At 36.0% G+C, this 19215-nt stretch carries 17 protein-coding genes and 1 tRNA gene; 13 read left to right on the top strand and 5 right to left on the bottom strand.

What is annotated here, in order from left to right:
- Positions 1 to 64 precede the first annotated feature (64 nt).
- From leuC to ruvA, 11 genes are all read left to right on the top strand, one after another.
- Positions 65 to 1483, top strand: a complete 1419-nt coding sequence (leuC, locus tag ACZBKJ_RS00345) for a 3-isopropylmalate dehydratase large subunit (RefSeq protein ID WP_463198902.1) — start codon at positions 65 to 67, stop codon at positions 1481 to 1483.
- Between the two features lie 77 nt (positions 1484 to 1560).
- Complete coding sequence (locus ACZBKJ_RS00340) at positions 1561 to 2139, top strand: hypothetical protein (protein ID WP_463198901.1); 579 nt, start codon at positions 1561 to 1563, stop codon at positions 2137 to 2139.
- 250 nt (positions 2140 to 2389) lie between these two features.
- On the top strand, positions 2390 to 2776 hold the full coding sequence (locus ACZBKJ_RS00335; protein WP_463198900.1) for a hypothetical protein: 387 nt from the start codon (positions 2390 to 2392) through the stop codon (positions 2774 to 2776).
- A gap of 40 nt (positions 2777 to 2816) precedes the next feature.
- Positions 2817 to 3308: a hypothetical protein gene (locus tag ACZBKJ_RS00330; protein WP_463198899.1), complete on the top strand. Its 492-nt coding sequence runs from the start codon at positions 2817 to 2819 to the stop codon at positions 3306 to 3308.
- A 34-nt stretch (positions 3309 to 3342) separates the two neighbouring features.
- Complete coding sequence (locus ACZBKJ_RS00325; protein WP_463198898.1) at positions 3343 to 3876, top strand: YbhB/YbcL family Raf kinase inhibitor-like protein; 534 nt, start codon at positions 3343 to 3345, stop codon at positions 3874 to 3876.
- A 114-nt stretch (positions 3877 to 3990) separates the two neighbouring features.
- The gene (gene leuD / locus ACZBKJ_RS00320; protein WP_463198897.1) at positions 3991 to 4638 is read left to right on the top strand and encodes a 3-isopropylmalate dehydratase small subunit; all 648 of its coding nucleotides are present in this window, start codon (positions 3991 to 3993) and stop codon (positions 4636 to 4638) included.
- A 31-nt stretch (positions 4639 to 4669) separates the two neighbouring features.
- Positions 4670 to 5341 carry an EcsC family protein gene (locus tag ACZBKJ_RS00315; protein WP_463198896.1) on the top strand — a complete coding sequence of 224 codons (672 nt, stop codon included), beginning with the start codon at positions 4670 to 4672 and terminating at the stop codon, positions 5339 to 5341.
- Positions 5342 to 5403: 62 nt separating this feature from the next.
- On the top strand, positions 5404 to 6474 hold the full coding sequence (leuB, locus tag ACZBKJ_RS00310; protein ID WP_463198895.1) for a 3-isopropylmalate dehydrogenase: 1071 nt from the start codon (positions 5404 to 5406) through the stop codon (positions 6472 to 6474).
- A 66-nt stretch (positions 6475 to 6540) separates the two neighbouring features.
- Positions 6541 to 6617, top strand: a tRNA-Ile gene (locus ACZBKJ_RS00305).
- 184 nt (positions 6618 to 6801) lie between these two features.
- On the top strand, positions 6802 to 7842 hold the full coding sequence (gene fba, locus ACZBKJ_RS00300; RefSeq protein WP_463198894.1) for a class II fructose-bisphosphate aldolase: 1041 nt from the start codon (positions 6802 to 6804) through the stop codon (positions 7840 to 7842).
- Position 7843: 1 nt separating this feature from the next.
- Positions 7844 to 8467, top strand: a complete 624-nt coding sequence (gene ruvA / locus ACZBKJ_RS00295; RefSeq protein ID WP_463198893.1) for a Holliday junction branch migration protein RuvA — start codon at positions 7844 to 7846, stop codon at positions 8465 to 8467.
- Positions 8468 to 8490: 23 nt separating this feature from the next.
- Here the strand turns inward: ruvA and ACZBKJ_RS00290 are convergent, their stop codons facing one another.
- Genes ACZBKJ_RS00290 through prmB form a run of 3 tightly spaced genes read right to left on the bottom strand, consistent with a single transcriptional unit; the run spans position 8491 to position 11380 of the window.
- The gene (locus ACZBKJ_RS00290; protein ID WP_463198892.1) at positions 8491 to 9135 is read right to left on the bottom strand and encodes a GDSL-type esterase/lipase family protein; all 645 of its coding nucleotides are present in this window, start codon (positions 9133 to 9135) and stop codon (positions 8491 to 8493) included.
- 2 nt (positions 9136 to 9137) lie between these two features.
- Positions 9138 to 10226 carry a chorismate synthase gene (aroC, locus tag ACZBKJ_RS00285; protein WP_463198891.1) on the bottom strand — a complete coding sequence of 363 codons (1089 nt, stop codon included), beginning with the start codon at positions 10224 to 10226 and terminating at the stop codon, positions 9138 to 9140.
- A gap of 53 nt (positions 10227 to 10279) precedes the next feature.
- A complete protein-coding gene (prmB, locus tag ACZBKJ_RS00280; RefSeq protein WP_463198890.1) occupies positions 10280 to 11380 on the bottom strand; it encodes a 50S ribosomal protein L3 N(5)-glutamine methyltransferase in 1101 nt (366 codons plus the stop codon).
- Between the two features lie 156 nt (positions 11381 to 11536).
- Here prmB and ACZBKJ_RS00275 point away from each other — a divergent pair, with 156 nt between their 5' ends.
- Both ACZBKJ_RS00275 and ACZBKJ_RS00270 read left to right on the top strand, forming a co-directional pair.
- Positions 11537 to 12691 (top strand): cupin domain-containing protein, encoded by a 1155-nt coding sequence (locus tag ACZBKJ_RS00275; RefSeq protein ID WP_463198889.1) that lies wholly within the window; start codon positions 11537 to 11539, stop codon positions 12689 to 12691.
- A 204-nt stretch (positions 12692 to 12895) separates the two neighbouring features.
- Positions 12896 to 14278 (top strand): S1C family serine protease, encoded by a 1383-nt coding sequence (locus ACZBKJ_RS00270; RefSeq protein WP_463198888.1) that lies wholly within the window; start codon positions 12896 to 12898, stop codon positions 14276 to 14278.
- Positions 14279 to 14307: 29 nt separating this feature from the next.
- Here the strand turns inward: ACZBKJ_RS00270 and ACZBKJ_RS00265 are convergent, their stop codons facing one another.
- Positions 14308 to 15657, bottom strand: coding sequence for an SWIM zinc finger family protein (locus ACZBKJ_RS00265; RefSeq protein WP_463198887.1), 1350 nt, complete (start codon positions 15655 to 15657; stop codon positions 14308 to 14310).
- 79 nt (positions 15658 to 15736) lie between these two features.
- A complete protein-coding gene (locus ACZBKJ_RS00260) occupies positions 15737 to 19051 on the bottom strand; it encodes a DUF6493 family protein (protein ID WP_463198886.1) in 3315 nt (1104 codons plus the stop codon).
- Between the last annotated feature and the right edge of the window lie 164 nt (positions 19052 to 19215).

Below are 19215 nucleotides of genomic sequence, written 5' to 3'. Positions count from 1 at the left end.
AAATTTAGTATAATGACGTATTTTAAACACCATACCCAGACCATATTTTTAGCAGGAGTAAAACATGGCAGGCAAAACTTTATATGATAAACTTTGGGACGACCATTTGGTAAAACAGCGTGATGACGGTTCAAGTTTGATTTATATTGACCGCCATCTACTTCATGAAGTAACCAGTCCGCAAGCCTTTGAAGGTCTGGAATTGGCTCATCGCAAACCTTGGCGATTGTCTGCTAATATTGCAACCCCTGACCATAATGTACCCACATCTCAAAAAGAACGTTCGGAAGGCATTAGTGGCATTGCTGACAATACATCGCGCATTCAGGTGCAAACATTGGATGATAATTGTAAAAATTTTAACGTCATGCAATTTGGCATTAATGACATTCGTCAAGGTATTGTGCACGTGGTAGGACCTGAACAAGGGTTAACTTTGCCAGGTATGACGGTGGTTTGTGGTGATAGTCATACCGCAACGCATGGAGCTTTTGGCTGTTTAGCTCACGGGATTGGCACATCCGAAGTTGAACATGTACTAGCCACCCAGTGTCTTGTACAAAAGAAAATGAAAAATATGCTAGTGCGTGTTGATGGCAAACTTGGCAAAGGCGTCACTCCAAAAGATGTAGTACTTGCCATTATTGGTAAAATTGGCACAGCAGGAGGCACAGGTCATGCCATTGAGTTTGGCGGTCAAGTATTTCGCGACATGTCCATAGAGGGGCGAATGACAGTCTGCAACATGGCAATTGAAGGCGGTGCTCGAGTTGGCTTAGTTGCCGTCGATGATAAGACCATTGATTATGTTAAAGGTCGCCCGTATGCTCCAAAAGGTGATGATTGGGAACGCGCCGTTGAGTATTGGCAAACTCTGCACTCAGACGATGATGCAAAATTTGATACTGTCATTGTATTAAATGGCGAAGAGATTGAGCCACAAGTGTCTTGGGGAACGTCACCTGAAATGGTTGTTGCTATCAGCCAAACCGTACCAACACTAAATGATGCTCGTGATGATGTACAAAAAAATGATTGGAACCGCGCTTATCAATATATGGGCTTGACGGCCGGGCAAGCCCTTGGTGATATTAAACTTGACAGAGTATTTATTGGTTCTTGCACCAATTCACGCATTGAAGACATCCGAGCAGCTGCAGATGTAGTTAAAGGACGCAAGGTTGCTGACTCCATCAAACAAGCAATGATTGTACCGGGTTCTGGCTTAGTTAAAAAACAAGCAGAAGAAGAAGGTCTTGATAAAATCTTTATCAACGCAGGCTTTGAGTGGCGCGAACCAGGATGCTCGATGTGTCTTGCTATGAACGCCGATAAACTGCAAGCGGGCGAACACTGTGCCAGCACATCAAACCGCAACTTTGAAGGTCGTCAAGGCAACGGTGGACGGACGCATTTGGTTAGTCCAGCAATGGCGGCGGCGGCTGCGATTGCAGGGCATTTTGTGGATGTACGGACTTTTTGATTTTAAGTGATAAGTATGGCATGATAGTAATAGGTGGTTTAATTCCCCTATTATTATCTCAAAACTAGGCTCATCTGATGACTTCAATTTACAAAAAGAATGTTTCCGATGCTAAAAAATATTTAATTTATAAAAAAACTCATGGCATTTGTATAATTTGCAGTAAAAAGATTGTTTGTGATTGTAATCAATGGTCATTAGACCACTATATTCCACGGGCAATTTATAAATGGATACCCGACCAAGACCTTAGAAACAAATTGGAAAGTTTGGATAATTTGTTTATTGTTCACCGAAAATGTAACATCAATAAAGACGCAAATTTACCAACGCTTAAAGATATTCACAACCTACCAATTGATAATGATTTAAAATCAAATATGGTAAATTTTTATCAAAGTGTAGAAGATAGATTACTTCAATATCAAGCATTAAAGCAAGGCGTTTTGACAACGCAAAAATTCAGATGTTTATTCTGCAAACGCACAATCTCAGTATTTAATTCAACACTTAGAAGAATTGACAATAAAAAACTTCGAGTAATGGATAATGCCATGTGTTTGTGTTTTTTTTGCAGTGTTCGCGCTGGTAATTCAAAGTATAAACAAAAAATGGTTGCAAAACAGTTAAATGCCTCTGATAATACCAAAACTTAATTATAAAAAAAAATTTTTATGGGAAAATTTATCCAAAATTCAACCCTGATATTTTTTTATAAATCTTATCTGCCTTTATCATCCACCCACCAACCTAGAGCTTTAAAGGGGTTTAAAAAGAAATCAATCTAAATAGTGTGATATTTAATTTATCTTAGTAATGACAAGGCATTCTCATTTGTTAAAATAAATTTACATAGATGAAACAAAGTAAACATAGTCCACACACAATCAAAGAAGGAAAACTGGTATGAAAAAATTTATTCTTGCGTTTTTAGCCCTTGCTCTTTCTCAAAACGCTCTGGCAGTGGATGACTGGATTGAACCTTACGGTACGTACCTAAATACCAATAAGGCGTCAGCTGTTAAAATCTATTATACTATGGGTGGGCGCGGTGAAGATATGGTATCGTCCTCACTTTGCCCAAACAAGACTTTGGCATCGGTTAGTTATGATATAAATTCTCAAACCTCTCATTATCGTGATAAACGAGGTGCATTGACGATGACAACCTCAGTCAGCACCAAAGAGTTACAGATGATAAAAATTGAGGGTTCGCACCCCTGTTTTCCTGCGGCGACGTATAGAAAGGTTTCTGATGATATTAATAAGAGCGGTTCAAAGTCTCATAAATAGCCATCAGATAACTTACTTAACCACATACAAGAGGTGATGAATGGCTTTAAAATATTATTTATTGCTTTGTTTATTGTTATCAACCAATTTAGTATTGGCAAAAGAACATTACAACCAATATTGCAACGCTCGTTTTGCCTATTGTGTTGATGTGCCTGATGGTGTTATTGCTTCGTCTATAGAACCACAAAACGGCGATGGAAAACTTTTTGGTGTTAAAGATACTGATGCGGTCATCTCAATTTATGGTAGTTTGTGGCCAAGCGTCATTGATGCTAGTAGTGAAGAACTACTACAAGAACGGCAACAAACCACTTGTGCAGAAAATCAGTGTCGCATCACTTATCAAGTTAAAAAGGACAATTATTATATTGCCAGCGGCTATTACTTAGATGATGGTAAAATTTTTTATCAAGTTTATCGAGTTAGAAATGGCGAAGAACACTATTTAGGTTTTTTATATCCCAAAAAAGATAAGGTAAAAATGGATAAAATTGTATCAAAAATGACTTCATCTTTTTTGAAATATTAATCGTATAAGCTCATAATTTAAAAAGGCGTGTAAAATGAATCCAATAGCTAACAACCCTTATCTTAATGTTCGTCAACCCACCCAGCCCAAAGGTGAAATGGTGCTTAGCTGTGCTGATATTCACCCAGAAAGCACTTTGTCTAATGATTATGTTGCTAATATCTGGGGTTATACAGGCAATAACATCAGTCCAGCCCTAACATGGAGTCATGCACCTGCTAACACCAAAAGTTTCGTACTAACCATGTACGACCCTGATGCACCGACAGGCTCGGGTTTTTGGCACTGGAATGTATTTAATATTCCTGCAAATGCTACAGGTCTTAAACAAGGTGCTTCAGGTCAATTTACTGATGGTGAAAAAGAACTTATCAATGATGCAGGTCTCTTAGGTTTTATTGGAGCATTTCCACCCAAAGGTGATAAAGTCCATCGCTATATTTTTACTTTGTACGCTTTAAGTGAAATATTGGAACTGCCCGACACCATCAGCCCTGCAGTACTAGGATTTAATCTAAATGGCAAAGTATTGGCAACGGCAAGCTTGATGGCGTATTACAGCTGCTAAATTTGATTTATAAGGGGAATAAAGATATGCGTTTATGGATAACTACAATATTGATTTATCACGCCTGCCCATTAAATTTATTTTCAATCAAGAAAAAGTAATCTGGAGTTATAGATGAAAAAATACACCATTGAAACAGGCATCACCTGCCCTCTTGACCGTGCCAACGTCGATACCGATTTAATCATCCCTAAGCAATTTTTAAAATCCATCAAGCGCACAGGGTTTGGTGATAATTTATTTGATGAATTGCGTTATTTGGATGAAGGCTATTTGGGTCAAGATATTAATAAGCGCCCTAAAAATCCCGATTTTGTACTAAACCAAGAACGTTATCAAGGTGCAAGTATTTTGCTTGCTCGTGATAATTTTGGTTGTGGCTCAAGTCGTGAACATGCTCCTTGGGCATTGAACGAATATGGTTTTCGTACCGTGATTGCCCCAAGCTTTGCTGATATTTTTTATAATAACTGTTTTAAAAATGGCATGTTACCAGTTATTTTATCTGAAAAAGATGTTGATGAGTTGTTCAAAGAATGCTTTGCCAATATTGGTTATCAATTAACGGTTGATTTAGAAAACCAAAAAGTCATCAACCCAAGCGGTAAAGAATATCCTTTTGAAGTCGATGCCTTTCGTAAACATTGTTTGTTAAATGGACTGGATGATATTGGCTTGACTTTGCAAAATGCTGATGATATTCTCGCTTTTGAAACCAAAGCTAAAGCAGAGAGACCGTGGGTTTTTAAAGAATTATTATAAGTAGTTTTCAATTAAAATATGGAGTTTTGTTATGTCCAATTTGATCAGTAGTGAAGCAATGCATGAAGTTATGGAGTGGGCTTATGATAAGTCCATCAATGGTATTGGATTTGGTACAGCTGTTGAAATGGCAGAAGATTATTTATCTGAAAGTGGAAATTTAAGAGATAAGATTGATTCTTTGATTCGTTGGCAAAATACTAAAGCTGGCTCCGCAGGTTTTGTATCAGGGCTTGGAGGGGTTGCTACATTACCAGTTGCTCTTCCAGCTAATATTGCTTCTACATTATATATACAGATTCGTATGATTGCCGCGATTGCTCATATGACGGGTTACGACATTAGAAATGATAAAGTAAAAACAATGGTATATTTATGTTTGCTTGGAAATGGTGCAGGTGAAGTTTTGAAGGATTTTGGGGTTACTGCAAGTATTAAGTTTGCAGAAAACTTTATTAAGAAAAAAGTTACTAAAGAAATGTTAAATAAAATTAATAAATATGTTGGTTTTCGCTTGGTGACAAAAGCAGGATTAACTAAACTTGTACCAATATTGGGTGGCGTGGTGAGCGGCACTTTTGATGCAGCGACAACTAATTTGGTTGGTAATACAGCTCGTGACTTATTTCTAAATAAAAATAATCAAAATTTTGATGGCTTTCATGGGAATATTTACGATGAAAATGGTCAAAGGGTGCGCTAAACTTTTCAGAGAAATGAAAAGTGATTAAAATTATTCAATTTTTTTAGTTTCAAGGAAATCTCATGACCAAAAAAATAGCAATCCTAAACGGTGACGGTATCGGACCTGAAATTGTCGCCCAAGCTGTCAAAGTGTTAGATAAACTCATTGGGCAAGGGCTTGATGTGTCCTATGAATATGGCAAATTGGGCGGGGAAGCCTATGATGCCTATGGTTCACCCTACCCCATTCAAACCCAAGAGCTTTGCCAAAAAGCGGATGCAGTGCTTTTAGGCGCAGTAGGTAGCCCAAAATATGACACGTTAGAACGCCATCTACGTCCCGAGCGTGGACTACTTGCCATTCGCAAGGATTTAAATTTATTTGCCAATTTACGCCCTGCAATTTTGTATAAAGAGCTGGCTGATGCTTCCACATTAAAACCTGAGGTTGTGGCAGGGCTTGATATCTTAATTGTCAGAGAATTGACAGGTGATATTTATTTTGGTGAGCCTAGAGGGATTCGCACGCTTGAAAATGGCGAACGTGAAGGCTTTAATACTATGAAGTACAGCGAATCTGAGATTCGTCGTATTGCCAAAGTTGCCTTTGAGGCAGCCGCCAAACGAAACGGAAAACTATGTAGTGTCGATAAAGCCAATGTTTTAGAGACAACTGAACTTTGGAAAGAAATTTTTAATGAAGTTGGTAAAAGTTATCCTAATGTAGAACTTAGCCACATGTACGTAGATAACGCTGCAATGCAATTGGTGAAAAACCCCAAACAATTTGATGTCATTGCAACAGGTAATATTTTTGGCGATATTTTATCCGACCAAGCGTCCATGCTGACAGGTTCTATTGGCATGCTACCATCAGCAAGCCTTGATGAAAATGCAAAAGGCTTATATGAACCATCACATGGTAGCGCGCCTGATATTGCAGGACAAGATAAAGCCAACCCATTGGCAACTATTTTGTCATTAGCCATGTTGCTTCGTTACAGTCTAAATGATGAAGTACGTGCTAAACAAGTAGAGAATGCCGTTGAACGCGTATTAGCGAATGGATTTAGAACTGCTGATATTTATGAAGATGGTACAACACTGCTTTCATGCAGTCAGATTGGCGATGCGGTACTCAATGCTTTATAAAACTGACTTAATTTATCCAAAAGTATTTACATTAGTAAAAATGTTTGATAAAATAGCCAAGTTTTTGGGCTCATAGCTCAGTTGGTTAGAGCAGAGGACTCATAATCCTTTGGTCGCAGGTTCAAGTCCTGCTGGGCCTACCATATATACCCTATAAATCATTGATTTATAGGGTTTTTATTATTGGTTTTATCTTAATTGGCTTTATAAGCTCTTACTAATAATCTACCAGCTTTGAAATACATTTATCTCAACACTCCAACACTTTCTCTAATGAAGATTTTTTGATATAATCTGAGTTATTTATTTTATTAATGGAGCTTAATTATGGCACTGGTTTCTTTACGTCAGCTTCTTGACCATGCAGCTGAACATGATTATGGTTTGCCAGCATTTAATGTCAACAATTTAGAGCAAATGCGCGCCATCATGATGGCTGCTGACCAAACTAACTCACCTGTTATCGTGCAAGCATCTGCTGGTGCCAGAAAATATGCGGGCGCTCCTTTTTTACGTCATTTAATTTTATCTGCCGTTGAAGAATGGCCGCACATTCCTGTCGTAATGCATCAAGACCATGGTACCAGTCCTGATGTTTGCCAGCGCTCCATCCAACTTGGTTTTAGCTCAGTTATGATGGACGGCTCATTAAGAGAAGATGGAAAAACTCCTGCAAGTTATGATTATAACGTTGGCGTTACTCGCGAAGTGGTCAAAATGGCTCACGCATGTGGTGTATCCGTAGAAGGTGAGATTGGCTGTCTAGGAAGCCTTGAAACTGGTCTGGCTGGCGAAGAAGATGGCGTGGGTGCTGAAGGCGTGCTTGACCACAGTCAGCTTTTGACTTCCGTAGAGGAAGCCCGTCAATTTGTTGCCGATACTGGTGTGGATGCTTTAGCAATTGCCGTAGGAACCTCACACGGTGCTTACAAATTCACTCGACCACCTACAGGTGACATTTTAGCCATCAATCGCATCAAAGAAATTCATGAAGCTCTACCTAACACTCATTTGGTTATGCATGGCTCAAGTTCTGTTCCCCAAGAATGGCTAAAAATTATCAATGAAAATGGCGGACAAATTGGTGAAACTTATGGGGTTCCTGTAGAGCAACTGGTAGAAGCCATCAAACATGGAGTGCGTAAAATTAATATTGATACTGATTTACGTTTGGCTTCAACAGGGGCAATTCGCCGTTTTATGAACGAACATCCAGCAGAATTTGACCCAAGAAAATATTTAGCACAAACCATCAAAGCTATGCAAGAGATTTGTGTTGCTCGCTATGAAGCCTTTGGTTCAGCTGGTCATGCCGATAAAATTCGTCCCATCAGTCTTGAAAAAATGGTAGATTATTACAAAAATTAATATGATTGCTTTAATTAAAGGGCAGGTGCACTCACTGTGTGCGCCTGTTGCTTGTATTCTCACAAACAGTGGTGTGGGTTATGAAATTGAATTACCAATTCCTGATTTTTGTACTTTAACACTTGGTGATGAAGTCAGTTTATTCACACACCTTCATATTCGTGAAGACGCTCAATCTCTTTTTGGTTTTATCGACCAAAAGGATAAAGAAATTTTTAAAAAATTGATTAAAATTAATGGTGTAGGCGCAAAGATGGCATTGGCGATTTTATCTACCTTAAATGGTGATGAGTTAAAACATGCTATTATTTACGATGATGAAACCCTTTTAATTAAAGTACCAGGTATTGGCAAAAAAACCGCTCAAAGACTTATTATTGAACTAAAAGATAAATTAGATAATTTAGAAAATAACACCAAGACACAAACTCACCCTGATATTTCATCCACAAATTTTTCATACATTTCCAAAGAAGTGGAAAGCGCTTTATTGAGTTTAGGTTACAAAGAAAAAGAGGCTCAAATTGCCATTAGAGCGGCTCAAAAGCAGCTTAACAATACTGGCTCTACTTATGATACAGCCAGCTTACTAAAAACTTCTTTAAAGCAATTGTCAGGCTTGTAGTGATTTGATTTAGCCTAATCCAATCAAGAACACAGTCCTAAATTTTGCAAAAATTGATATAATTTATCTGTAAAATATGCATAACCTTGAGGGTTGGCGTGTATTTGGTCAGATTTTAGATTGTTGTTTGATAAAATTTCCGACCAGACTTCACTCAATAAAGGCACATCTGTTAAATCAGCAACTTCTTGATAAATGGGATTATCACTAGCCTTTCCAAATAAGGCACTGGCAGAAATGTATGGTTGAGCAATCAATACAACAGTAATGGATTGTGATTTTAATTGATTGATGATATTTATCAAATTGTTTTTTGTAATTTGTGATGGCACTCCTTTTAATACATCATTACCACCAATACCAAGCAGTACCAGCTTTGGTTTTTTCAAAATCACTGGCTGTAATCTTTTTAAAATATCTTCTGTTGTATCACCATTAACACCATCATTATCTACTTTCCAACCTGTTTTTTGAGCAAGTAGCATGGGGTAGCTTTGTGATTGCTCTGCTCCATAACCAAATGTTAGAGAATCACCCAAAGCTGAAACTAAACTTCCTGAAATTAATGGGCTGAATTTGTGATTTTTATCACAGCCAACCAATCCAACAGCTAAGGCAGCCGTTACCGTCCATAAAAATTGTCGTCTGGATAAATAAAAATGGGACATCATTATGATAATGGTTTAAATGGCAATATCACATCAGCATTTTGGGCTCGATGGCGCAAATAGTGGTCAAGCAAAACAATTGCAAGCATTGCTTCAGCAATGGGTGTTGCGCGTACGCCTACACAAGGGTCATGACGACCTTTGGTAATAACCTCTGTAGTATTACCTAAAATATTCACTGTTTTGCCAGTAGTAGTAATGCTTGGAGTAGGTTTTAAAGCAATGGCAACTTTGATGGTTTGACCACTAGAAATTCCGCCTAAAATCCCGCCTGCATGATTGGATAAAAACCCATCAGCGGTTAATTCATCACGACTTGTATGTCCAAATTGTTCGGCTACCAAAAAACCATCACCAATTTCTACAGCCTTGACTGCATTGATACTCATCATTGCATGCGCAATATCAGCATCAAGTTTATCAAATACAGGTTCACCTAAACCGACAGGAACATTTTCAGCAAAAATTTCAAGTCGAGCACCGCAACTTGTACCTTGTTCACGCAAAGAAGTAATTAATTGTTCAAATCGTACAACCGCATCTTTATCTCCACAAAAAAATGGGTTTTTTGATACTTCTGCCCAATCCAATTTTTCAACTTTTTCGGTGCCAATCTGGGTTACATGACCGCGGATAACAATCCCCAAATGTTCTGATAAATACTTTTTAGCAATGGCTCCAGCCGCCACACGCATTGCCGTCTCTCTTGCAGAAGCTCGACCACCACCACGATAATCACGAAACCCGTATTTCATGGTATAAGTATAATCAGCGTGATTGGGGCGAAACAGCTCAGCAATATTACCATAATCTTTTGATTTTTGGTCAGTGTTGCGGATAAGTAGACCAATTGACGTGCCCGTTGTTTTGCCCTCAAATACCCCAGAAATAATTTCAACCCTATCTGCTTCTTTTCTTTGTGTCGTAAATTTGGATGTGCCGGGTTTTCGTCTATCAAGCTCTATTTGCAAATCTTTCTCACACAGCGATAGATTTGGTGGCACACCATCGACAATCGCCATCAATCCAACGCCATGCGATTCGCCACATGTTGTTACTTTAAAGACCTGACCAATACTATTACCCGACATGATTACTCCAAGTTTACTTTATCATCTATTTTATGTTTTGATTTAGTTTGTAATTATGATAATCCTTTTACCTGCTCAACTTGACACGCAAACTCTTCACGGTACTCCAAAAGCTCTGTGCAAGTCATTGCAAATACACCACTACCACCCTTTTCAAAAGTTAACCAATCAAATTGAATTTCTGGATAGGCTTGACGTAATGCCCACTCACTATCTCCAACTTCACACACCAAAAGTCCATCAGCCGTTAAGTAGTCTGAAGCGTAATATAAAATTTGATGTACCAAATCCAAACCGTCTTGTCCTGCCGCTAAAGCATGTTCGGGTTCATGCAAAAACTCTGGTGGCAGCTCTGCCATTACCGCAGCATCCACATAAGGTGGATTGGTTACAATCAGCTCATACTGATTTTCTGGGGGTAATTTAGAAAATAAATCACTTTGCAACAGATTAACCTGATGGGCTAAATCATGATGCTCAACATTTATACAAGCAACCTCCAAGGCATCTTTGTCAATATCCACAGCATCCACGTTAGCATCAGGAAAAGCTGTCGCCAAAGCAATAGCAATACAGCCTGAACCTGTGCATAAATCCAAAATTCGCTCAGGAGCTGACAACTGCATTTCTGGCAATCCATGTCCAAAAAATTCACTTTTTTTACTGTCATCCACATCAAAATATGGATAAAATTTTTGATTAATCAATTCAGCAATTGGAGAACGAGGAATGAGTACGCGCTCATCTACATAAAATGGTAAATCGCAAAAATACGCTAAATTTATTAGATAACTTAATGGCTTTCTTTGGATAATACGTTCTGATAGTAATGTTAATACTGCTTGTTTTTCATTCTCTATCAACCGACAATCTAAAATTTCTGAATCAGCTGACCATTGAAGCGATAGTGAATGCAAGACAATTGCCGCTGCTTCTGCAAACTCATCAGTCGTTCCTTGGGCAACTACCACATCATATTGACGCAGCTTACTCACCACAAAACGAATAAAATCACGAATGGTCAATAATTGTTCTTGAGCTTGAGCTAATTCGGCGTATAAATCGGTAATATCTTCTTTTGTTAAAGACTCTTCTTCTGAAATATATTCAAAATGTGCATTGTTATCATCTAGTAAATCAGGAATGCTTGACATAAAAACTCTAAAATAATTACATAAATAAGCCAAGCATTATAAATAAAATTCATTTATTTTGCTATGAAAAAAATTGATGTTTTTACATTGACTTTTTGGTTTGGTTTTTGAATTAAAAATTGTTAGAATACTTTATTTAACTTAAGCAAATAAACCATGACCAATTTTACTCAAAAACTACCCTATTGCCTGCCAAATAACATGACCGCAGAAGAATTTTTAAACGATTATTGGCAAAAAAAACCACTTCTTATCAAAAATGGCTTACCCGCTTTAGCCAATATGTTTGAACCCACCGATGTGCTAGATTTAGCGCTTGAAGATGGTGTATCAGCCAGACTTATTAGCCAAAATGACGGTAATCCTGACAAATGGTCGCTCAAAAATTCCCCTTTGAATGAAACTGACTTACAAAACACCCCAAAACTTTGGACGGTTTTAGTACAAAATTTAGAACAATGGTCACCAGAACTTGGTGAGCTTTGGCAGGCATTTGATTTTATTCCAAGATGGCAACAGGATGATATTATGGTTTCTGTCGCTCCAAAAGGTGGCTCTGTGGGCAAACATTACGATGAGTATGATGTTTTTTTGGCACAAGGATATGGCAAAAGACGCTGGCAGCTGGGCAAAATGTGCAGTCTTGATACGCCTTTTGTAGAAAATCAACCCATTCGCTTGCTAGATGATATGGGTGAGCTTATTTTTGATGAAGTGCTAGAAGCTGGTGATGTACTGTATGTACCACCAAGATTATCCCACTATGGCGTAGCAGACGATGAATGTCTAACTTTTTCCTTTGGATTTCGTCGCCCCAGTATGGTACAAATTTTAGATGAAGTTGCTGACATCGCCACTCATCACACAGAATTATTTTCACCAATTGTCTTACCACAAACTAAACAAAATAGCCCTTATGAACTTAGCCAAGAAAGTCTAAGTGCCATTAAAAATAATCTCATAGACACACTAAATTCTGATGCAGGCAATGATATTATTAAAACTGCACTTGCTGAGCTGATCAGCCGTCGTCAATATGAGCTTTTAGCTTTTGAAGATGAACTTGATGCCACAACATTAAAAAACCGTTTAGCAAATGGCGAGTGTTTAGCCATTAATCCTGCTAGCCGATTTGTATTTGTTGATGGTACTTGGTATATTAATGGTAATGATATTTGTTTTAATACTGACGAATTTTTAATATTTGAAAAACTGATTCGAGGTGATGTATTAACTTTATCAGATATTGCCACTGATTTATTGCCTGCTGTAGCCGATTGGTTAAATAACAACTGGTTAATTTTATACTAGCTAATTTATATGGATAGTAATATCACAAAGGTCTGTTTTTTCAGACCTTTTCTTAATTTGATTGTTTATTTTATTTTTATTTCGTATTATTCGTTCACAATTTAGAAAAACTATTTAAAAAAATCCTAAAAATTTCGTTGTTTAGCAAAATTTTACCTAAGCAATTCATGTTAAAATAACCTGAATTTTATCAAGGATACAAAAATGCATTTAAAAAATACACAAAAACCGTCAAATTTATCTAAAAATGAACATTTTTGCACTCAACAAGGATTTAGCGGCTTAAAAATTTTATCTTTATTGATTGCAATCATTTTAGGTGGTACACTGGTTTGGGTAGCTCTTGATCCAGACTCCAATGGTAAAGCCCTACAAAGTCAATTACCAAGTCAACTTCAATTAAGCCAGCCTGAGCCTGCTGCCCCTGAAGAACCCAAGCCGGCTGCTCAAAAAGTAGAAGCTCCAGAACAAGTATGGCAACCAACATTGGCTGATACCAACAAAACCAACCCTGATAAACCAGCGCCTATCACTTCTTATCATGATGCGGTTAGCAAAGCAGCTCAATCTGTGGTTAATATTTATACTACAAAAAAAGTTGAAAACCCTTATGCGGATGACCCAGTTTTTCAACAGTTTTTTGAATATTATGGACAAGGTCAAGAGCAAAGTGAAGGAGCAGTTAGTTTGGGCTCAGGTGTTATTGTCTCAGCTGATGGTTACATCGTGACTAATGCCCATGTTATTGAAAAAGCCGATGAAATTACCGTTGCATTAAATGATGGCAGAAAGACGCTTGCTAAAATTGTTGGTAGCGACCCTGACAGCGATTTAGCGGTAATCAAGGTGGATTTAGAGGGACTCACACCTCTTGCGTTCCGCCGTGACTCAATTTTAGTAGGTGATGTAGCTTTGGCTATTGGTAATCCATTTGGAGTTGGTCAAACGGTAACACAAGGGATTATTTCAGCCACTGGACGAGCAGGTCTTGGTGTAAGTAGCTTTGAAGATTTTATTCAAACCGATGCTGCTATTAATCCAGGTAATTCTGGTGGTGCCTTAGTTGATGCGAATGGTGCTTTGATTGGTATTAATACTGTCATCTATTCACGTTCTGGCGGCAGTATGGGCATTGGTTTTGCGATTCCAACCAATATTGTTGAGCAGGTGATGGATGGACTGATTAAAAATGGCAAAGTCAGTCGTGGCTGGTTAGGCATTGAAATTGCCCCAGTCAATAAAAGCCCTACTGATTTATCCAATGACACAGGGGTAACCATTGCTAATGTTTTATCAGGTGGTCCTGCTGATACCGCAGGATTAAAAGCTGGTGATGTGGTGTTATCCATCAACAACCAGCCTGTTAAAGACGCTAACGCTCTAATAGGCACAGTTGCGCGCACCACCCCAAATAGTGAACTAAGTTTGGTTGTTAATCGCAATGGTCAAAAGCAAAATCTATCTGTTACTGTAGGTGAACGTCCAAGCGCCCAACAAGCCAAAACTCCCCAAAACCGCCAACTAACCCCTGAAGAAGCTGAAAGAATCCAAAAATTACTTCAGGAGCTGGGCAGAATGCAGCGCTAATTATTTGTTAATGATTTTATCAAATCATTTTATTGGATGGTGTTATTAACAGTTTGTTCGGTCATCATTTTAACCGATAAAATGTGTTTACATAATCCACGTTTTGTTTGATGTTTGGCAAACCACTGGCAAGTGCATTGTGGTTTGCCATGTTTGATTAAAACTGTGTGTGTAACATCGGTACCAGTAACACGAGCTTCTAGTTCTGTTGGTGTGTTTTTAATCAATTGTACATCTTGCGAATTGGATAATTTTTTGGCATTTTTTAAACGCGGATTTAATGATAAAATTCTATCCATTTTAAACGGTAATCGACGATAATAATGTTGATAGCCATCCAAATCAAAACCTAAAAGCCCCATAGCTGATAAACTTGCGGTCATTTGCTCAGTCGTTGCAAAGTCCAAATCGTATTCAAATGACAACAAAGTCGGATCGAATGTTTCATTGGATTTTAACAAATGATTGAATGCATAAATAAATTCTACTGGTATATCAGTTAATTTATCCAAAACATTTCCTTCACCGCTAAATCCGCGATAGTAATCTGGCGAAATTGCCAAAGTCATGCGCAAATGACCCATATATAATTGCACTGCTAAACTTTCACCATCGTCAGCCTGATACAAACACATCACATCAATAAATGGCAACAACCCCTCAAGCAGTCTTAACCGCTCAATCCCGCCAATACGAATACTATGTGGTTTGGCAATTGGGGATAATTGCAATCTTCCTGCAATGTAGCTGGCATACAAAACTGCTGTAGATTTACCTTTGGGTATTTGATTAAAAAATTGTATGGTCTGCATTTTATTTAATTTAAATACTTCCTTCATGTCTGCCATATACAATTGTACACTTGTTAGACCCTTAAGCCAACGCTCAGGTAATTTCACCTTTTTTTCTACCACATCAGTTTTTTCAGTCTGGATACGAACCTCATTATCACCAACTGCAAGCAGCATCAATTCTTGCTTTTTAACTGCATTTAAAGCATTAATCATTGGTTCGTTAAAATCAACATTGGTTGTACCACTGGCAATAAATTGACCATCCAAACCTTGTTCTAAAATATCCAATCGTGCATAGACACCATTACAAGAAGAAAAACCTTCAAAACGCATTTTCTCCTTACCTGTAGTTACAATCGGGTCAAGTAAACGCACAGGAATCGGAGCAAAACTTGAACGCACCACCTTTGAAACTGTCATCAAACACTTAGCAGTTAAAGCAGAATCCACAATTTCACCTGTAAAAAAACAAGGAATATTCTGAATTTCTTCAATTTGGGTATGATGAGCCAAAACCAATTCATTCAAATTAGCTTTTTTATGGATATGGCTTACACTTTTATAAGCAAAATCAATGTCGTTCATAACTTCTCTTTTTCTTTAAATAAAACCATTAAATAAAAAAAATAATCAATAAATAATCAAACCAATTGACTATTTATAGTTATAGTTTTTTAATTTTTGCAATTATGCTTTTTAGACCAGATGCTTGATTCAACAGAACATCCAAATTTGTTAAAACTTCTTTATTGGGTTTTTGGTCGTATTGACCTAAAAGTATATAATATAATTCTAACATTTTTTTAAATCCAATAGGCTGTTTTTCTTCAAATTTAACTTTAGATAAAATATCATCCACTAATTGCAAAACAAAAGATGAATTAGTAGAACCATATTGATTTAATAATGTAATACTTTCAATAAATCGACTAAACGGCGCAGAATTATTTTCTATCAGCGCTATAATATGCTTAGCAAAAACAGATATTTCTATTTTTTGCTGATCAATCAAAGATTGCAATCCATCAACAGCAATCAAACGTACATCTTTTTTAGAATGAAACAATAAATAGGCTAATATCATCAATGTGTATTGATTTATTGGATGGCATTTCTCAATAAATGACTGCACCATCACAGTAAATGATTTGGCATTTTTCCCATCTAAAAACTCAAAAACACCATTTGCGAATACCTTATCAACATACAATGTATTTACTGGTGTTAAACTTTTTATAAAATTAAATTGATGACCAAAATTATCATCATATCCATTAAAAACACTGACATAGCCCCAGTGTCCGTTATATTGTTTCATGTAACATTGTCGACGATAGATATCTGTGGTTGATGCCAATCTAAAGTATTTTGGTATTTCACAAGCAATGGCATACCCAACCACCATTTTTTTCCATTTTTTACCTTCATAGCCATATTCATAGATTGGTTGCATACGATAATGTTCATCTTGTTTTGGCAAGACTTTATCGTATATTTTGCCATCTTCGTGAGAATGATCCAAATCAATCTGTAGATGATGGGTTAATGCTGCTGTTGCCCATAATCCACGCCAAGACTGCCAGTTATCCTGATTAATTTCATTTATCTTATAAAGATTTTGGTCTTGATGATTATTTTGATGTTTGCCAAAATACTCTTTTAGTTTGGTGATAGATTTATGGATAATATTTTCATCTTTGATAGTTGCTTCATCAATCCATGATTGTGGCGGAATCGTTTCTGGAATTTTGTGTTTACCAAAATGACAATACAAAATTTCTTTTAAATAACGATTATCTAATTTTTCAATCAGCTCAAATAATAAATCATTCTCTTTTTGATTTTGATTTCTAGGTGTTCTTGCTAATGCAACCGATAAGTCTGTAAAGTCAAAATTAATATTTTTTTCTTGATATTCCAATAATCTATTAATCAAAATATCTGGTTTGATAAAACTTGGATAATGAGTTGGCAATGACAACAAAGTTACGCCTTTATTATTTTTGTTTAAACGGTAAAATTGTCTTAGGATATTGGCAAACGCATAAATAATTTTATAAGTGGAATCATGATAATTATTAATCTTATTAGAATTAAACATGCTATTTTTTACCACCAAAGCGTAAATAGCGGACATAAAAATATCATGAAAGTTACTTGATAAATACTCATCATAATATCTTTCTTGTTTTAAAACAGTTTCTATTTGTTGATACGCATCATCTGGAAACTGGTTTTGATAAGATAATATAAGCCAACTATTAATCACTCGTTCATATTCAATCGGTTGTTTATCATTTTTCAAACAACCTAACGAAAATAAGAGTTCATAAAAATCCTGATACAAAATACATTCGTTATTTTTATCAAAATAATCGATGGTATGGTCTTTGTATTCATAAACTATTTGTTTACTATTATCAAATTCTATTTTATCTTGACCGTCTAATAAAAATGCAATGATGTTTTTAGCATCTTGAGCAATATTATCCTGATAAACTGTAATTTTATCTATTACATCTTGATGGTTTTCTTTGTCCTTAAAATATGTTTTTATAATTTTTGCTGTACGTTCTTGTAACGATAAATCATCACCAATAAATACATTAGGGAGTGATAATAGAATGTCTAATGTATATTTTTGTTTTTCTTTATCTTGTTTTAAAATATTTTGAGCAATCGATAGGATTGTTTTAATGGCGGTTTTATTATTAAAATTCATCAGTATCATATCAAAATAGCTAACAAAATCTGTTATATTAAAATCATCTAATTGATAAATTTCTTTAATTTGGCTTAAGGCAAAATTTACCACGGATTTATTTTCATGATTTAATAAAGAAAATAAATTATCTTGTAAATAAATAAGTTCATCTTGACTTGGTTCTAATAATAAAAATAATTTTTTAAAATAAGATTTTGCGTTATCCTGCCAAAGATTGGTTTGTATTTCTAAACATTTGGTTAACACCCAATTTCTATCCAAATTTTTATTTTCAACTAAATGAATAAATATTTGATGAAAACCATCAACAAAATCTGAATTCTCAATATTTTTATTATTATAACTAAATTGCCAGTATATCCAGCTACTGGAGTTTTGAATATTGGTTTCATATTCAAACAAGGAAGGTATCTCTCTATTTATTACAGCATCATCTTTTAAAATTAACTCAAATTTAACTTTGACTTTTTTATTTTGTTTATCAAGAATAAAATATTCTTTTTGGAGTGAGTTGGCAAAAGATTTTGCAAACAAAGAGGGTTGATAATTCATATATCCTTGATTTTCATAAAAGCGTAACTTTCGATAATCTACTTGCCATTCATTTTTTTCAAACAATAAAAACAATGCTTCAATACAGATCGGATTTAATTGTTTTAATAATTCTAAATTTTGATTATCTTTTTTTGTAAAAAAATTACTGGTTAATATGTGGTAAATACAATCCCAACGGCTATTAATCTCATCACCAGATAGTAGTGCCAAACCCAAAAGTGCAATTATTATTCTTTGTCTTTCACCACCACGGCTTCCCCAGCGGCTTCCCCATTTGGAGGTTTTTTCTTTTAATTCCTGCCAATCCAACCAATAATGACGCAATTTACTCAATTCTTTTTTTAGCCAAGTTTTATTATTTTCTTGGTACGTTTGCAAAAATGGCAATACTTTTTGATAATCGCCTTCTTGAATCAAAGTATTTAATTCATCTAAAATCAATTTTTTTTGAATGTGTGACTCAGATGGCTGTTTAGATGGTATGACGGACACTTCGCCGTTTTCGGTATAACCTTTGGCTTTTTTTGCTTTAATTAATTTTTCAGCGTCTTTTTTGCAACTTTGAGCATCTGTAAATTCTTTGGTTTTAGATTGTCCTTGTGTGCCGATTTTGCCATAAGTGACTGTATGTTGATTTTCATTAACAACAATCTGCCAAAATTTATCGGATTTTTCATCATGATATTCAAGATATGTCATAGGTATTTCCAAAAAATAAATAAAAGTTCTTTATAAAATCAATAGGTTAAAAACTTATACGATGATAAACCCATTTAAAATTAACGTCAAGACAGTTTGGGGCGTTTTATCTGTATTTTTATCTATTTCTTTTGTATTCAATTTCTTTTATACTACAAAATCAA

It is taken from the genome of Moraxella sp. I5G, from assembly GCF_055193055.1.
The sequence above is the reverse complement of the archived record's forward strand: the minus strand, read 5'-3'. Positions and strand labels throughout refer to the sequence as shown.

Coding starts and splice junctions, on each gene's coding strand:
- leuC (WP_463198902.1), top strand. CDS start 65: ATGGCAGGCAAAACTTTATATGATAAACTTTGGGACGACCATTTGGTA.
- ACZBKJ_RS00340 (WP_463198901.1), top strand. CDS start 1,561: ATGACTTCAATTTACAAAAAGAATGTTTCCGATGCTAAAAAATATTTA.
- ACZBKJ_RS00335 (WP_463198900.1), top strand. CDS start 2,390: ATGAAAAAATTTATTCTTGCGTTTTTAGCCCTTGCTCTTTCTCAAAAC.
- ACZBKJ_RS00330 (WP_463198899.1), top strand. CDS start 2,817: ATGGCTTTAAAATATTATTTATTGCTTTGTTTATTGTTATCAACCAAT.
- ACZBKJ_RS00325 (WP_463198898.1), top strand. CDS start 3,343: ATGAATCCAATAGCTAACAACCCTTATCTTAATGTTCGTCAACCCACC.
- leuD (WP_463198897.1), top strand. CDS start 3,991: ATGAAAAAATACACCATTGAAACAGGCATCACCTGCCCTCTTGACCGT.
- ACZBKJ_RS00315 (WP_463198896.1), top strand. CDS start 4,670: ATGTCCAATTTGATCAGTAGTGAAGCAATGCATGAAGTTATGGAGTGG.
- leuB (WP_463198895.1), top strand. CDS start 5,404: ATGACCAAAAAAATAGCAATCCTAAACGGTGACGGTATCGGACCTGAA.
- fba (WP_463198894.1), top strand. CDS start 6,802: ATGGCACTGGTTTCTTTACGTCAGCTTCTTGACCATGCAGCTGAACAT.
- ruvA (WP_463198893.1), top strand. CDS start 7,844: ATGATTGCTTTAATTAAAGGGCAGGTGCACTCACTGTGTGCGCCTGTT.
- ACZBKJ_RS00290 (WP_463198892.1), bottom strand. CDS start 9,135: ATGTCCCATTTTTATTTATCCAGACGACAATTTTTATGGACGGTAACG.
- aroC (WP_463198891.1), bottom strand. CDS start 10,226: ATGTCGGGTAATAGTATTGGTCAGGTCTTTAAAGTAACAACATGTGGC.
- prmB (WP_463198890.1), bottom strand. CDS start 11,380: ATGTCAAGCATTCCTGATTTACTAGATGATAACAATGCACATTTTGAA.
- ACZBKJ_RS00275 (WP_463198889.1), top strand. CDS start 11,537: ATGACCAATTTTACTCAAAAACTACCCTATTGCCTGCCAAATAACATG.
- ACZBKJ_RS00270 (WP_463198888.1), top strand. CDS start 12,896: ATGCATTTAAAAAATACACAAAAACCGTCAAATTTATCTAAAAATGAA.
- ACZBKJ_RS00265 (WP_463198887.1), bottom strand. CDS start 15,657: ATGAACGACATTGATTTTGCTTATAAAAGTGTAAGCCATATCCATAAA.
- ACZBKJ_RS00260 (WP_463198886.1), bottom strand. CDS start 19,051: ATGACATATCTTGAATATCATGATGAAAAATCCGATAAATTTTGGCAG.